This is a genomic window from Fusibacter sp. JL298sf-3, from assembly GCF_053842995.1.
On the sequence record NZ_CM132608.1, the window covers coordinates 766,104 to 781,747 of the forward strand.

At 48.6% G+C, this 15,644-nt stretch carries 16 protein-coding genes; 2 read left to right on the forward strand and 14 right to left on the reverse strand.

Annotated elements, in window-relative coordinates; genetic code table 11:
• Nucleotides 1-5: 5 nt before the first annotated feature.
• Nucleotides 6-650 (forward strand): Crp/Fnr family transcriptional regulator, encoded by a 645-nt coding sequence (locus ACR6HW_RS03695; protein ID WP_455729817.1) that lies wholly within the window; start codon nt 6-8, stop codon nt 648-650.
• On the opposite strand, the gene ACR6HW_RS03700 is transcribed toward ACR6HW_RS03695, so the two are convergent.
• From ACR6HW_RS03700 to ACR6HW_RS03740, 9 genes are all read right to left on the reverse strand, one after another.
• Nucleotides 647-2,110 (reverse strand): carbohydrate-binding domain-containing protein, encoded by a 1,464-nt coding sequence (locus ACR6HW_RS03700; RefSeq protein WP_455729818.1) that lies wholly within the window; start codon nt 2,108-2,110, stop codon nt 647-649. The genes ACR6HW_RS03695 and ACR6HW_RS03700 overlap by 4 nt on opposite strands.
• Before the next feature lie 12 nt (nt 2,111-2,122).
• Nucleotides 2,123-2,782, reverse strand: coding sequence for a DUF4956 domain-containing protein (locus ACR6HW_RS03705; protein ID WP_455729819.1), 660 nt, complete (start codon nt 2,780-2,782; stop codon nt 2,123-2,125).
• Nucleotides 2,772-3,485 (reverse strand): polyphosphate polymerase domain-containing protein, encoded by a 714-nt coding sequence (locus ACR6HW_RS03710; protein ID WP_455729820.1) that lies wholly within the window; start codon nt 3,483-3,485, stop codon nt 2,772-2,774. The genes ACR6HW_RS03705 and ACR6HW_RS03710 overlap by 11 nt, the downstream gene beginning before the upstream one ends.
• 268 nt (nt 3,486-3,753) lie before the next feature.
• Nucleotides 3,754-4,965, reverse strand: coding sequence for a sensor histidine kinase (locus tag ACR6HW_RS03715; RefSeq protein ID WP_455729821.1), 1,212 nt, complete (start codon nt 4,963-4,965; stop codon nt 3,754-3,756).
• Nucleotides 4,958-5,635 (reverse strand): response regulator transcription factor, encoded by a 678-nt coding sequence (locus ACR6HW_RS03720; protein ID WP_455729822.1) that lies wholly within the window; start codon nt 5,633-5,635, stop codon nt 4,958-4,960. Before ACR6HW_RS03720 ends, ACR6HW_RS03715 begins: the two co-directional genes overlap by 8 nt.
• 105 nt (nt 5,636-5,740) lie before the next feature.
• Nucleotides 5,741-6,475: an oxygen-insensitive NADPH nitroreductase gene (gene nfsA, locus ACR6HW_RS03725; RefSeq protein ID WP_455729823.1), complete on the reverse strand. Its 735-nt coding sequence runs from the start codon at nt 6,473-6,475 to the stop codon at nt 5,741-5,743.
• Nucleotides 6,476-6,541: 66 nt separating this feature from the next.
• Nucleotides 6,542-7,648: a GGDEF domain-containing protein gene (locus ACR6HW_RS03730; protein ID WP_455729824.1), complete on the reverse strand. Its 1,107-nt coding sequence runs from the start codon at nt 7,646-7,648 to the stop codon at nt 6,542-6,544.
• Nucleotides 7,649-7,856: 208 nt separating this feature from the next.
• Nucleotides 7,857-9,623, reverse strand: coding sequence for a glycerophosphodiester phosphodiesterase family protein (locus ACR6HW_RS03735; RefSeq protein WP_455729825.1), 1,767 nt, complete (start codon nt 9,621-9,623; stop codon nt 7,857-7,859).
• Between the two features lie 2 nt (nt 9,624-9,625).
• Nucleotides 9,626-10,222, reverse strand: a complete 597-nt coding sequence (locus ACR6HW_RS03740) for a GrpB family protein (RefSeq protein WP_455729826.1) — start codon at nt 10,220-10,222, stop codon at nt 9,626-9,628.
• A 124-nt stretch (nt 10,223-10,346) separates the two neighbouring features.
• Here ACR6HW_RS03740 and ACR6HW_RS03745 point away from each other — a divergent pair, with 124 nt between their 5' ends.
• Nucleotides 10,347-11,000: a Crp/Fnr family transcriptional regulator gene (locus tag ACR6HW_RS03745; RefSeq protein ID WP_455729827.1), complete on the forward strand. Its 654-nt coding sequence runs from the start codon at nt 10,347-10,349 to the stop codon at nt 10,998-11,000.
• Here the strand turns inward: ACR6HW_RS03745 and ACR6HW_RS03750 are convergent.
• The 5 genes from ACR6HW_RS03750 to ACR6HW_RS03770 form a co-directional block, all read right to left on the reverse strand.
• Entirely contained in the window at nt 10,990-11,301 is a 312-nt protein-coding gene (locus ACR6HW_RS03750) for a cupin domain-containing protein (RefSeq protein WP_455729828.1), read from the reverse strand. The genes ACR6HW_RS03745 and ACR6HW_RS03750 overlap by 11 nt on opposite strands.
• On the reverse strand, nt 11,294-11,827 hold the full coding sequence (locus tag ACR6HW_RS03755; protein WP_455729829.1) for a permease: 534 nt from the start codon (nt 11,825-11,827) through the stop codon (nt 11,294-11,296). Before ACR6HW_RS03755 ends, ACR6HW_RS03750 begins: the two co-directional genes overlap by 8 nt.
• Nucleotides 11,824-12,306, reverse strand: coding sequence for a permease (locus tag ACR6HW_RS03760; protein ID WP_455729830.1), 483 nt, complete (start codon nt 12,304-12,306; stop codon nt 11,824-11,826). Before ACR6HW_RS03760 ends, ACR6HW_RS03755 begins: the two co-directional genes overlap by 4 nt.
• Nucleotides 12,307-12,648: 342 nt before the next feature.
• On the reverse strand, nt 12,649-14,409 hold the full coding sequence (gene dhaK / locus ACR6HW_RS03765) for a dihydroxyacetone kinase subunit DhaK (protein WP_455729831.1): 1,761 nt from the start codon (nt 14,407-14,409) through the stop codon (nt 12,649-12,651).
• Nucleotides 14,406-15,521: a glycerol dehydrogenase gene (locus tag ACR6HW_RS03770; RefSeq protein WP_455729832.1), complete on the reverse strand. Its 1,116-nt coding sequence runs from the start codon at nt 15,519-15,521 to the stop codon at nt 14,406-14,408. Before ACR6HW_RS03770 ends, dhaK begins: the two co-directional genes overlap by 4 nt.
• Nucleotides 15,522-15,644 lie beyond the last annotated feature (123 nt).

A 15,644-nucleotide genomic window follows, 5' to 3' on the forward strand; every position in this document is an offset into this window, starting at 1 on the left:
CATCTGTGTACAATCCAGAGTTGACCGATCTTATCTCTATGAACACCGTATTTTCAAAACACCTTAAAGAAACAACTGCTTATCCGGCTCATATAAAGTTACCGGTTGCTCTCACTGAAGATCACCCCATTTTTTACCTCGCTTCGGGAAGTGTAACGATTTCTGTTACAATGCCCAACGGCAAATGGATTCCTTTACAGTTTGTAGAACCCAACGCATTTTTCGGTTTGTGCCAAGGGCAAATTATCGGAGAGTTTATTTCTTACGAAACCGCAGCACCCTCTAAAATCGCCGTGATGGAAGAACCCGCATTTACAGAACTCCTGTGCCAAGACGCCCATTTGTTTCACGCCTTTTGGCGCTTTTTAAAAGCCCAGCATCAGTTCCTCACAGAAAAAGTTATTCTCTTTAGCATACAGAACAACAGACAGCGCATGGCGTATTTCTTTTTACAAGAAATCTACAGACAAAGGTGCAATCCCATTTGGGTCACCATGTCGAAAACGTGTACACTAGCGTCTCTCGGCATGTCCAGAGGGTCTTTTTACAGGGAGTTTAACGCCCTCATAAAAGAAGGTTACATTTGTCCTGTAGGTGCTCACAGATACAAATGCAACCCCAAACTGCTTTTCGATATTCTCTCAACTTAAGGCCTACGAGGCGGTTGTCCCATTCCACCGCCTCGCATGCCGCCGGCGCCGTAGAGTGTGTCGGTCAGAGTGAACGTCTGTGTTTCTCCGCCCGCCTCTATTGTATACGTCTCACCCACTGCCAGTTCAGGTGCACTCACCACCACTGAACGGTAGGCCTTGTTCGGAGAAAACGCCGTAATGACAGTGCCCGAATCGTCCAATAGGCGAATTGTACCCGTTTGTGAGCCGCTTAGAATCACTAGTGCCGACCCCTGAGTGGCACTGCTGAAATTTTGTGCCATACCACTGGCACCTGCTGCAATCACTACGCCTCCGCTTATATTGGCATTGCCGTTGTAATCCAGTGCCCCATCGCGATCGCTTATCGGTCCTGCTACTAAAATCGTACCGCCGGAAATGCTGAGATCGCCGTTGCTGTCTATGCCATCTCCTTCAGCATCTACCGCTATTGTGCCGCCGGAAATAAGGACCGCACTGCCGTCGGAGGTTTCAAAGCCACCTTTGAGCTGACTCTGACTCGCGCCGGTAACCGCCGTTTCGACGCCGTTTACAGAATTGATCCCGTCGTCAGAAGCTGTGATATCGATGACCCCGCCGAGAATTGAAACCGTCTTGCCTTCAAGTCCCTCCACACTTTGATTAACAACCACTTCACCGTCGTAAATCGTCAATGAGCCACCGGCGTGCATGCCGTCTGATCCCGATGAAATCGTCAACGAACCTGCTTCTATTACGATATTGCCCAAATCTTGATCCGTCTCATTTTCACTGTGAAACCCATCTTTTCCCGCCGTTACATCAAAGGTACCTCCTTGTACACTTATAGCGTCATTAGCTTCAAAGCCGTGTCCGGCTGCATCGACGGTATATGAGCCGCTTTCGATGGCAAGGGTGTCCTTGCTGACGACGCCGTGTCCTTCTGCCGACTCAATATAGAGGGTACCTTCACCAGTGAGAACCAAATCGTCTCTTGAAAAAACGACACCGTCGATAGTAATCTCATCTGAGTTAACAAAAGCACCGGTAGTTTTCAATATATTTTCAGTACCCGATGCCAAGACGATGGTCACTTTCTCAGCTTGTGCTACGTAGATGGCGGCACTTTCCGAATGCTCTATGGTCACCTGATCCAGAACCAGCGACACTTCTGAGTCGCTGTCGGCATCGACGACAATTTGGCCATCGGTCCACGCCCCTGTGAGCCTGTAACTGCCCGATTCCGTAATCGTTGCAGTCCCTGTACCCACTGTGACGCCTTTTGGTGTCCCCTCGATTCCATTGCCACTGAGCTGAAGTGTTACAGCATCAACCGTTGTCTCTTCCGCTGTGTTCGCCTCGATTTGTTCCGATTCTAGGGGCATATCCACTTGAATCTCTTCAACGACAACACCCTCGGTCGTCGTACACCCTGCCAGTATCAGTAGTACCGATACAATTAGCCCAAGCCATTTCTTCATACTGGAACCTCCTTACAGTTCACCACTTGCATTGGTATCATGTGTCATGTAAATTTCTAAATTTCCGTTGCGACATCTCATAGCGTCGATCAGCGCCTTTTCTCGATCTTCCGTTTTCAAAGTGAGATGGTAAGTCAATTTAAACAAACTCCCTAAGTGAGTGGTTTTAACGCCTACGAGATGCCACCGACAAGTGTACGTTTCAAACAAATCGTCAAAGGCACCGGTGTAATCGAGGTCCTCCGGTACTGTTATACGGAGTACGCGATCGCCCACCTTCTTTTCTCCGAGACCACTGTGTGTCAACACGCCGTTGAAAATGCCTAACACCAGTGTGAACACACCTGCGTGCACCCAGTACCCCATCCCCACAGCCAGCCCCGCCGCCATGGCCAAAAAGATGGCGCCGATTTCCTTGGCACTTCCGGGAACCGAACGAAATCTCACGAGGCTGAAGGCCCCGGCCACAGCCACCCCTGCACCGATGTTGCCGTTGACCATCATAATAATGACGCTGACTACAGCTGGGAGAGACGCCAACGTTACGACGAAACTCTTCGTATATCGAGTTCTATAAGTATAACTAACCGCTAAAAACAGACCGATGCCCAATGCCACCCCGATACTCAATAGAAAATCGGCTAAAGTCGTCACAGTAAAATTAAGCGACATACCCATGCCCTCCTTTCATAGACGTTTTCTGATAAGCGCGACCGTATTTCGAAAATGATATCTTGTAGAGCCCTTCCGATGTTAGGAACTGTGTCAACCATATGGGGAGCCCGCTAACTGTCTTGACTTCCATCAGAACTTGCTCTTTCGAAAGCACCTGTTCTCCATAGGCCCCAACTTCCAATGTCAACTGTTCAGTTCTATAGACGATGTCCGTGTCAAACGTTACGCGAAAGGAACTGTCAAATCGATCAAAATACGCTTCTCTATAATAATAGATGGCCATTACCGGCACCAAGTGTCCGTAATAACGCCTGAAATAGTCGATTTCGTCGACAATTTGTCCCGCGCCTGCTACAGATACCGCACCACCGAAAAAGGCGGGAACATCTTTATTTCGCAGGGAGAGACGCCGTTTGTAGACGATGCCGTCGTACTTCTTTTTAAGTTCCACATAGACTTGGGCATTTTCTTTGGCAAGTCCATAGCTCCGAACGCGCAGCTTCTCTTTGTAAATCGGCTTTTCCAGAGAACGTCGAATCAACCTATAATCTGCCGTATCGTAATAAAGATTGCCAATGGTTGTTGCGCCGTAAGTGTCCGGCACCATGTACTCTGCCATCAATTGTTTTAACATGCGCATCTGAAGCTTCGTCATTAAATACTTTTGTTCACTGCGTTCAAATTTCGATTGTACATTCATAAGTGCCACTCCTTCCTTTTGATTACTGTCAGTATACGCAACCAAACTAAAGTGAACTTAAAGTTCAAATTAAATCGAACCTAAACTTTCGAAAAAGTCTTTCTCAGTATCTGCGCTGTCGTAAAAATGGCATTTAATGCGCTTTTAGTGCATCAAACAGGTGATTGTCTGCCCCGAGTATCCAGAGGAAAACCTTCGGCTCAACAAAAAAGCCTCAACCGGCGTCGATACAATTGACCCGTTGAGGCTTTACTTTAAATAAACGCGCTTACAATACCGCTTCTACTACGAGACTTTTACCATCTGGACTCAGTGCCTTTATCTGTCCTCTATGTCTTATTACCACAGCTTTTGCAATCGACAAACCGATGCCGTATCCGCCTTTTTGGCTGTTTCTCGAAGTATCCACACGGTAAAAGCGTTCAAAAAGGACGTCGTGGCGTCCGCTATCAAAGGCATCAGTAGCATTTTCGACTCGAATCGCCACCTTTTTTGACCGTCTCTTTATTGAAAACTCGATTGTACTGCCTTCTAACGCATACTTGACGGCGTTGTCCAAGAGGAGCGTCATCAACTGTTCGAGAGCTTCAGGCTCGCCAGTGTAGGTCACGCCTTCTTCAACAGCTGCTTTCAAAGTTTTTCCACTGTTTTCCGCCATCAGCTTAAAGCTGTCTGCCACTGTGTGCGCGGCTTCTGTTAAAGAAAACGTCTCTACGGCAACCTGCGTTTTTGCTTCGTCCATACGCGTCAGTGCAACAAGACTCTCCACCAACTTAGACATACGTGCCGTCTGATTGCGGATGCTGTTCGACCAAGTGCTTTCCCCGTAGGTCATTTCCAAAACCTCTGTGTTGGTATTGATAATCGTAAGGGGCGTTTTGAGTTCGTGTCCCGCATCGGTTATAAAACGCTTCTGTTTTTCATAACTTTCCACAACGGGTTTTACCGCTTGTTTTGAAAACACGACCACCAGCACAAAAACACCTAACAACGCCGCTGAGGCAATCCCCAGTGTATTGACTAAAAAAGAACGCATCATCTCCAGTTCCCGACTGTAGTCGATGAAAATCACCAGTGTTTCACCCGCCCCCTCGACCAAGCGGTACTTGTACGCGTCCAGCCGACCGGAGGGTTTTCCTTCAGCCATAGCCTGCTGTGCAAACCCAACCGCTTCGGATTCAGTTACTGACGAAATCCGCTCGACATCGACGCGTGTCACCATCTCAGAACCGGAGAATCGCACGGTAAAATACCGCGTTGAAAAAGGCGTCTCTCTAGAAAAATCCCTCGGCACATTTGTCGGCCTATCGGGCTTTGGAAAAGTACCGTCATTGTCGGCCAAAACTGATAAAACCTCACTTGGCAAACGGTCGATATGCCGATAGTTTAAGAAGTTGGTCGCCACAGAAACCACCAAGAGTACCGTAAAAACCGCCGAAACCGAAATGCCTATAAACTGTCGTCTCAATTGACTAATCATCTTTTGCCTCCAAAGTGTACCCGAGGTGCCGCGTGGCTTTAATCTGCACATTGGCTTTGAGAGATGCGAGTTTCTTTCTCAAATTCGACAAATTGACCCAGACGACGTTGATTTCCGCCTCACTTTCATAGCCCCAAACCTTCTCCATAAAGCGCTCTGTGGCTATCAGTTGCTTCGGATTGAGCATCATCAACTCGAGCATTTGAAACTCTTTTCCGGACAAGCGTTGACGGCCAGCAGTTGTCTCTATTTCAAAAGTCGTGCGATGGAGCTTGATATTACCGAAAGACAACACGTTGTCGGCCACGTCCCCCTGACGCCGCGTCACCGCTCGAAGGCGCGCCAGAAGCTCCTTTGACGCAAAGGGCTTCGTCAAATAATCGTCTGCCCCGCAATCGAGCCCCAATACTTTGTCGTCGATTTCCGATTTTGCTGTCAACAGCAGTATTGGCACCGCATTACCGGCGGAACGTACACTTTTCAACACCTCAATGCCGTCGACTTTCGGAAGCATCACGTCTAAAATCACACCATCGTACCCTTCGACCTCCAGATAGGCCAGCGCCTCTTCGCCATCGTACACAGCGTCCACTTGGTAGTGATGATGCTTTAGTATGGCCACTAGTGCGTCAGCGAGTTCGCGTTCGTCTTCTACCAACAGTATCTTCATAAAAACCCCCTCCTTCTCTATAAGTATAGGTGCCGAACCTAAAGGGAACTTAAATACAGAGGTGCCCACACACAAAAAAAGCCGAACAACAGTCGGCTTTGCAAGTCACTTAATCATCATCTTTTGTCTGTTAAGGTACCCTTTCATATGCGGGCGCATCTCGCCGCCGAGCTTTTTAGCCACAGACGCCGTCCAACTGTCTGTAATCTTACCCTTTGTCCGCCGCGTGTAGTAGGCGGTAATTCGGTCGTCATAGGCCTCTAACAACGCTTGATCTACATCGTGATACACGTCTTCGTGTACGAGCATTTCAATCGGCATGCGCGCCTTAATTTCCGGTAATTTTTCAGGGTAGCCGAGGCAAAGACCGACGACTGGATACACCTCTTCCGGCAACTTGAGCAGTTTCGACACCTCGTCGGGACAGTTCCGTATCCCCCCGATGTAAACGCCACCGAGGCCGAGGGATTCCGCCGCCACTAAAGCGTTCTGAGCCGCTATAGCCGCGTCGACGGTACCGATGAGCGTCTGCTCCGTCCAGCCGCCGTCGTAAGGCTTTTCAGCCATGTCACAAAGTCTGTGGAGCCGATTAAAATCCGCCAGAAAAACCAAAAAAACAGGGGCGCTTGCCACCCACGGCTGATCGCCGCAATACCCTGCCAGTGCTTCTCTCGCAGGGCCTTTCGATATGTTGACAATGCTGTATGCCTGTAAAAAACTAGAGGTCGACGCCGCCTGAGCACTTTTAAGCACCGCCTCGAGCACTTCTGTGTCTATTGTCTGTTCTGTGAACTTTCTCACAGATCTGTGGTTGAGCAATTGGTTTATTGTTGCGTTCATAGTTACTCTCCTTTACTGTAAAACTTGATGTTTTACAGGTAGATACCCTGAGAGCATCGCCGCCAATCACGTCGACGACGAGATTTTATCCGATTTAAGAACAATCTTACTGGCGTTGCTGCGCGCCGGCCGGACTTTTCCCTTTTCTTTTTTGGAGTGGTACATTCGCTGGTCTGCGAGATGTGTCAAACTTCGCACTTCACCATCTATTTCACTTCTGGAAGCAACGCCGTAACTGATGACAATATCGAATTCAAAGTGGTTGACGGTGTTCTTATCGGAAAAAATCGAACGCATAATATACATGGCTTCCTCATAGTTGGTTTCGTCCAATATAATAATAAACTCGTCTCCCCCCATTCGGTACACTTCATCGGATTTACGCACGGACCCCTTTATGGTGTTGGCGATGTATTTCAGCACTTGGTCACCGACAGTGTGCCCGTAACCGTCGTTGACGTCTTTAAAATCGTCGACGTCTAAAAACACCATGGCGTAAGCGTACGCGTAACGGGCAAACTTCTCTTCTATGCGAATGAGATCGTCGTCAAATGATCGCTTGTTTTTAATGCCCGTCAAAGGGTCGATGTACGAGTACATTTTGATAATTCCCTTGTACTCCTTGACAATTACCGCATAAGTGTACATGGTAAAAAAGAGGAGAAACTGCATTATCGTTATACTAAAACTCAAATGCATGTCCAGTTCAATCGGTGGGAACGTCGCCGCACGATACGAATAGTCCACTGCAAAAAGACCGACAATTAAGAGAAACTTCGTTGCAAAAACCAGCACCTGCGTGCGATTGCTAAAAACTAGAACGTCGACAATAAGCAACACCGTTGAGTACAAAATAACCATTGGGTGCTTAAACGACACTGAAGCCCACATCCCTAAAAACGGTACAATGGAGTACGCACTGGCAAACAGCAACATGCGCTTCGTCGTCGCCTTCTTGGCAAAAGCATTCAAAATCAACAAGCTAAACACAGCGTGCAATGTCTGGGAAACGATGACAATATCGATTGATCCCGCGTAATGAAACACCATTGTCAGCAGTGAAATGACAATGTTCCCCGCGTAGAAAGTCATCAATAAAATCTTTTCAATTAAGTAGTCTTGATAAATGTTTTTCGTGATGTAAGTCCTCACACCATTGTGAAAAAAATTCATAAAACGCCCCTTTATATCAATTGACAATACATTTATATAAATTATATTTACTGTATTGTTTTTACTTTTGTATCTATTTATATTATATCCTTTTTTGACATTTTCACGCCTTTTTTTCACATGTCATCATAAATTAATCCAATAATCATCACTTTATAAAAGAAAGTAAAAAAACAGCGTCGCTATTAAGTTACGCTGTTTAAAAACACTAAGATGTAGTTAAGCCTTCGTTAAGAATCTCTCTCAACCGCTTGTCCTTATCGGTGATGATGTTGTCCACCCCAAAATCGATCAGTTTTTCCATAAGGGCTTCGTCGTTTACCGTCCACACATGGACTTCTCGCCCGATGCGATGGGCATTTTCCACAAAGGCTTCAGTAACGTTGATGGCCTCGACACTATAAAAATCCACTTCTAACGCATCGAGTTTGCCAAATGCCAAAAACATGATGTAACCGGTCTTCAACTTGGGTTCAAGCGCCTCCAATTGACGAATGTCCTCAAGACTCTGCGTGGTGATGACACAAGAAGATACAAAGTCCTCTTCCCTCAACAATTCCACGAGAATTGAATACATCTGAGGGCTGTAACCCGTCCCCTTGAGTTCGATATTCAATCCGATTTTGTCCTTAGCGAAGTCGATGACCTCTTTTAATGTCGCCACTTTTTCTCCGGCAAAGGCCTCAGAGAACCAACTTCCGGCATCCAACTCTCGCACTTCAGCAAGTGTCAATTGATCCGGTCTGGCGTCCCGCCCTGTCGTCCTCTTGAAACTCGAGTCGTGCAACAAAATGATGTGCCCATCCTTAGTAAGCTGTACATCTACCTCAGCAAAATCAGCACCGTTTTCATAGGCTTGCTTAACAGCGGCAAGCGTGTTTTCAGGAGCCTCATAAGAACTGCCACGGTGCGCCGTAACAGCCACATCGTACTTAATCGAAGCAAAAGCCACATCAAAAACATACACATAAGCCGACACCCCGACGACGAGCAGCACCGCACTGACGCCGATAACCGCTTTGTTGGACAGCCATCTGTTGAGCCGCGTCTGCCGGCCGACCACCTTGATTTCGAGGGGATCGACATTGCCCGACAACTGATGGTACAAAAGCGTCAGCTGAATCAGAGAAGCTGGAATCGAAATCAGTCCCCAGAGATAGAGGAGGATGATGCCGAGGGCAAACACCACGAGGGTGTTAATGGCCTCACCGAAAGGAAACAGCGCTATAATCGCGGCACTGCCCAAAACCATCAGCAGAGCTCCAGCAACGGCAAACACAACGGCAAAGGCAAATGAAACCAACGTGTATTTAACGATGTATTTCAAATTGTGTTTGAGCAACTTGGCGCTTTCTCTCAGAAAGTGCTTTTTTTGCTCCCTGTTCAGCAACAGCGCATGTAACGCAAACATCCAACGCACCGTTAAGGCAACGACGACGCCAATGGCAAGTATTGCCAAGGCATACTGGAAGGTGTTCGATTCTATTTTTTCCACGAGAAACACCGGAATGGTCAACGAGTCGAACAACCCTATTCGTATTTCACTCTCGAGAAGCGGTGCCAGCAAGATAAAATACACCGCGATAATAATGCCGTCAAAGCCGAGCATGTATTTCAACCGCTTCATGACGTACAAGACGATGTCGATAAACCGGCTCTCCCTACTTTCCACCAAAATTTGATGGACTATGACCGTTATGCCCCCAAGTTGCAACATAACGATGATAAAGCCAAAAATCAGCATGGTGAGAACCAGCAAGATGCCCTGCGGAGAAATCAACAACTTTTGAAGCAAACCGTTGGCGACATAAGTCATACCACGGGATTTCATCAGCAAGTTGAGAATCATGTGGAACAACGGCAAAATGAAAATGGTGAGGAGCAAACTGACAATTAACTGATAGCCGATAATGCGGTTGATATTTTTGATGAAGAGTTTGTACCCTCTTACATGCAGTTGCCATATAGCTTTCATGTTCACCTCATTTCATGTACCGGTTTGTAACGGTCTTTATACAATTGTCTCGCCAGCGCTGTAACCTCAGTGACAAAGGCCGTCTTCGCCTCTGTATACCCGTCCCTGTTGTGTCGATAGCCCTCTGCTAAAATTTCCTTCAAACGCCCATAGGCATCGGCCACCGCCGGATGATCCTTTAAGTAATCCCTAAAATAGAGTTCGTTCCAATCGCCACAAGGTCTTACGTGGAGATGGAAGACGCGCTCCGCATAGCCCGCCGGTGTATAGCCTTTGTTGAGGACGCTGTCCACATGCGGCGTCGTTTGCTGAGACATAAGCACCCACCCCTCTGAGACCAGCTGCGCTACGACATCGGCATTTTCAATGCCCGGCGCCAGTTCTAGCAATATATCCACAGTGGGTTTCGCTACCAGTCCTTTCACAGCGGTGCTGCCTATATGATGATATCTATAAATTCTCGAAGGCGACAACAACGCCGAAAGCTGTTCTTTTTCAGCTTCATACCACTTAAAGTACGCCGGATTATGCGGCTTGAGAACAATCGGAAAAAGCGCCCACAATTCTTCTAGCGTCATATCGGATAAATTTTTTGCCATTTGAGCCCCCTTTTTTCTTTATAGTTTACCAAAAAAGACAGGGCCTGCCTACTCTAAAAATGCTTGTATCAATCGCCTTTCCGCGCTATCCTAATTGTAGAGTATCGTTTTAAAGGAGGTCCCTATGTCGTACAGGTTAAAAGAAAGCCCGTTGTTCGGCGTTCTTACAGAAGACACTCGAAGAGCGTTAATCGATTCGAAATGCAGAACTTTTGGTAAAAATGAAATGGTACATTTAGAAGGCGACACCTGTACCCATATAGAAATCGTTCTCAGCGGCGCCCTCGCCGTGGAGCGCATCACATTAGAAGGCAATCTGCTCGCCGTCGCCGATTTTAAAGTCGGCGATACCCTCGGCGCAAACCTGATTTTTTCAAGCCAGCCTTACTTTCCCATGACGGTCGTCGCCAAAAAAAAGACAGAGGTCCTCCTCGTCGACAAGGAGACCCTCCACAAACTTTGTCGCACATCAGATGCCTTTATGCGCGCCTTTATAACCACAATTTCAGATCACACCGTTTTTATCGGCACCAAAATCAAGCACCATGTCAGCCGACGTATTCGAGACGGCATCTGTAACTACTTACGAACACAGGTCCAACTTCAAAAGACCACCGACATCCGCTTGACGTTGACAAAAAAAGCTCTTGCCGAACAAATGGGCGTCAGCAGAACGTCCCTTTCAAGAGCGCTGCAAAAGATGAAACAAGATGGTCTCATCGACTACGACGTCCACCACGTGTACATTCTAGACGCCGATGCCGTACTCAATGTGTAGGTGCCGGCGCCTTTATCACAATGAGTTCAACTGCCTGTTCTGAAGTGTTGTGTACGTGCATGACGGTCTTCTCCGAAATCTCAATGAGCGTTCCCGCATCGTACTGTCGCTCGTCGCCATCTAAGCTCAACGTCAAAGTCCCCTTTACAACGGTCATGTACACGTCAGCATTGGCTTCATGCACCGGCAGACCTTCACCTTTTGGGAAAATCATATGGATGTAATGCAACGCGTCGTTGAGAACAAGTTTCTCTACGACTTTTTCTTTGCCCGTCTGAAAACGGTGGTTTTTTTTATTCATCTCTCTGCTCCTTTTCACTCTTTAAAATGGACGACCGTTCAATGTTTCGATTCATTACAATGCCTATGACCGCAATTGCCACCACTGTCAATCCCCAGCGCGCCCACATGTAAGATGCACCTAAAAATTTGGCCTCATTGGCCAGCATAGGCACTTTAATAACCGCCCAAGCACACAATATTATCGCTACGTTGCCGACGGTGGCCCCTTTTTTCAACAAAGCCGTTCCAATGGGAAACGCCGCGTAAATCGGTCCTGCCGAGATGCTCCCCAGCAAAAAAGCAAATACCGTGCCCTTTATGCCCGACGCCTCTCCCAGTTGCGCCACAATAAAAGCCTTTGGAATAAGCACTTCTATGGCGACAATCATCATAAACACCACCGGCATAATCCAAGCCATTTCTTTTAGGTAGTAAACCGTGTGTGCAAGTGCCTCCACTGCAAGCGCCCTATAGAATATGGTAAGTCCGACGTAAATTAGGCCAATTGCCGTCGTCATGCGATGACGCCTGACAAAGTTTTTCATACGACACCTCCCATCGCCCACGCAATACCAAGAGCCGCTAAAAAGCTGAGGCCGTTGCGCATCACTGTAAACTTCATGCCATAGCTTTTCTTCTCAACTGGAAACGTCACGATCCCCACCATCGTCAATGTCGTCAAAAAAGCTGTTAGCGGCACCACTGCTGCGCCGGCGTCTCTCAGCGAACCGATGAGCGGAAACGCCACAAAAGCCGGAATCAGTGTTATACTCCCGATTACAGAAGCTGCCACTGTCGCCGCCCAGCCGCCATTTTCCCCGAGTACCCGTTGTATGGTCTCCGGTGACAAAAACGTCACTATCAAGCCGATTAAAAACACTATCCCGACGATGTCCACAAGCATGTGCTTCAACATGCCCTTGGCTTTAACAGCGGCTTTCCGCGTCGCTCTTTTGTCTTTGTAAGCAGCCGCCGCCATACCGACAATTCCAATCCCCCAAAACGCATTAGTCAATCCATCCATTTGACAACCTCCTCTCCACGCTTACAAAGAGTATAAGGCTTTTGACGTGTAAAAAGTGTTCCACATGTCACACTTTGCAAAAAAGGGGGACGGTTCTTTTGTGCCGGATTCAACTATAATTTTCCATATAATCCAAAACCACGGCGCCTCTAAGCGCTGGTACAGCGGGATTTTAGAAAATCGGCGTCACTGTCGACGCCGATATAACTTACCGTAGGCCACTTCGGTTAGGCCGCTGTGTATACGCGCCGACGTAAACGTCAAAAAACCTCGCTATTCCTTCGAATAGCGAGGTTTTAAATGGTAAATATTAGTGTTTTTCGGCACAAAAGAACCGTCCCTTTAAAACCGCAACGCCTTGTCAAGTGCTTTAAAGATCACACCGAGCGCGTGAGCGCCTGCATCTGGATAGCCAAGGCTTCTATCGCCCACAGTTCCAGCACGCCCCATACGGGCAGTGATGTTTTCTGTCGCTTTTGCACCAGCTTCAGCGGCAGCCGCACCTTTAGCAAATGCACGCTGGAGAACGCCACCTTCCTCTGCGACTTTCCGCCACGCGTCAACACATGGCAAAAGTGCGTCCATTAACGTTTTGTCACCAATGCCTGCACCGCGTCCGAAAGCTCGTTCACCTGTCAGTCGAATGCCCTCAGCAGCAGCTTCAAGTAAACCGTACATTCCCTGGACATCCAAATGCTCTTTGCCCCTTGCCGAACGGCCTGCTGATCGAAACGCCGCCCCCCATATCGGGCCGGACGCGCCGCCGCAATGGGCCATAATTACCAGCGCACAGGCTTCCAAGAAAGCACCGATGTCACCGCTGCCCTCGCTTAAAACCGCGCCCCATTCTTTTTTCAGGCGCTTAAAGCCTTTGGCCACACTCATGCCGAAATCGCCGTCTCCGGCATGGGCGTCGAGCTCACAAAAAGCCACTTCGTTCTCAATAACAACCGCGCCCATTTCAGACACGAGAAAAAGCATGTTTTCATAGGTTACCACCTCTCCTTCGACAACAGGTGTTCCCCGTGACAATTCGACCGCTGCTTCCGTTACAACCGCCTCTTTACACTTGTTGAGGCGCTCAGGGGTAATCGGCTTCGACGCCGCCGTCTGTACAAATGCCGGCGTCTCACATGGGGCACCGAGCAACGCTTCGAGTTCGTCGTCGAGCGCCATAAGCGATAGAGAGGCCCCTGCCATGTCGATGCTGGTCATATAGTTGCCAACGCGCACAAATGCGAGGGTATGCCCTTTTTCGAGAAGCCGCTTGGAGACCGCTGCATTGAGCACATAGAGCTCCTGAAGCGGCGTGCCGCCAAAGCCGTTGACGAGTAACGCCAAACGCGCAGGCCGGTCGCTTTCAATTGGCAAAGCGTCCAAAAGAGCCTCTACCATGCGCTCCGCCAATTCATCAGCCGTTTGAACCGCTTCTCTTTGAATCCCCGGCTCACCGTGGATGCCGACACCGTACTCCATCTCCCCAGATTCAATTTGAAAAGTCGGCGTTCCCTTTGCTGGCACTGTGCACGACGTCAGTGCAAAGCCAATGCTCTTAACCGCATCAGCGGCCTTCTGCCCAATGCGTTGAACCGATTCAAGCGGCAAGCCCTTCTCAGCGGCGGCACCTACAACTTTATGGACCAGTACCGTTCCCGCGACACCGCGCTTGCCCACTGTGTAAAGGCTATCGTCCACCGCAATATCGTCGGCCACCTTAACATGCGCCACCTCAATACCGTCTTCACTCGCCATAAACGCCGCGTTTTGAAAGTTCATCACATCGCCACTGTAATTTTTAATGATTAACAGAACACCTTTTGAACCGGCGACCTCTTTTATCGCCTTGTACACCTGTACTTGAGACGGCGAAGCAAAAACGTCGCCGCAAACGGCGGCGTCCAGCATACCAGTGCCGACAAACCCTGCATGTGCAGGTTCGTGGCCGCTGCCGCCGCCACTGATTAGCGCCACTTTTTCCGAGTCGAGTGCCGCGCGCTTAACAATACCGTACCGATTGTCGTAGTCGAGTTCTGGATGGGCGAGCAACAGCCCCTTGCCCATATCGTTAACCAAAGTATCCGGTGTATTGATTATTTTCTTCATACAAATCGTCCCTTCTTTTCTCTTCCCAGTGCATCGGCGACGCGAATGGCCGCCGCCACTTGTTCCGGCGTTACCTGAAACGGCATGGCGTGAACCGACTCTTCGGGAATACACGCTTTCTCAGCAACTGCTGCCAACGCTTCATCGGACAGTTGTTCGACGCCAATATCGGCGAGACATACCGGCAACCCTATTGACAGGCAAAAATCCAGTACGTCGTCAATAGTCGACATCGGTGCATTTTCGAGAACCAAATGCGCCAATGTACCAAAGGCCACTTTTTCTCCATGGTAATACGCGTGGGTTCCCTCGAGGAGCGTCAAGCCATCGTGAATGGCGTGAGCAGCTGCGAGACCACCGCTTTCAAACCCCAATCCCGACAACAGACAATTGGCCTCGACGATGTTTTCAAGTGCCTGTGTAACGACATTGGCGTCACAAGCCGCTTTGGCTTTTACACCATCTCTTAACAGCGTTTCATAACAGAGCGTCGCCAGTGCCATCGCCGTCATCGTTCCCTTGGCGCCCCCTCCACACGGTAACCCCGCGTTGACATCGGCATTTGAACGCTGGGTGGCACGCGCTTCAAAATACGTCGACAGCGCATCGCCCATGCCCGATACCAAAAATCGCGTCGGCGCTTTAGCAATGACAGCGGTATCGACCAATACCACTTGAGGGCTCTGTTTGAAATACGCATACGATTCAAAGGCGCCCTCTGCTGTGTATACCACTGCCGAGTGGCTGGTGGGTGCATCTGTTGCGGCAATCGTCGGCACGATAACAAGCGCCTCACCCTCGGCAACACATTTCGCCGTATCAATCGCCTTGCCTCCGCCGAGACCGACGGTACAAGCGCATTTGTGCTCAGCTGCCAGCGCCTTTAACCGCTCGATTTCACTGCGACAGCACTCCCCTTTGAAACCGCTCTCCACAAATGTCACACTGTAATCCTCTGCGCTTTTATCCAGCTGAGCTTTTACGCGTGCCACGTCGTCTGAATGGGCAATTAATAGTGCGTTCTTGCCAAACCCCTTTACAAAATACCCCAGTTCATTAAGTACCCCTTCTCCTTGCATGTAGCGACTTGGACTGATAAATGCTTTTTTCATATTCATAGACCTCCTCATGTGTTTCTAAACAGTTTACAGAAAATTTCGTCATCTGTCACGAGGGTTTATTGTCCTCTATAGGCAATTTTTAATGGTAATATATTGTCATTTTGATGATTTTAA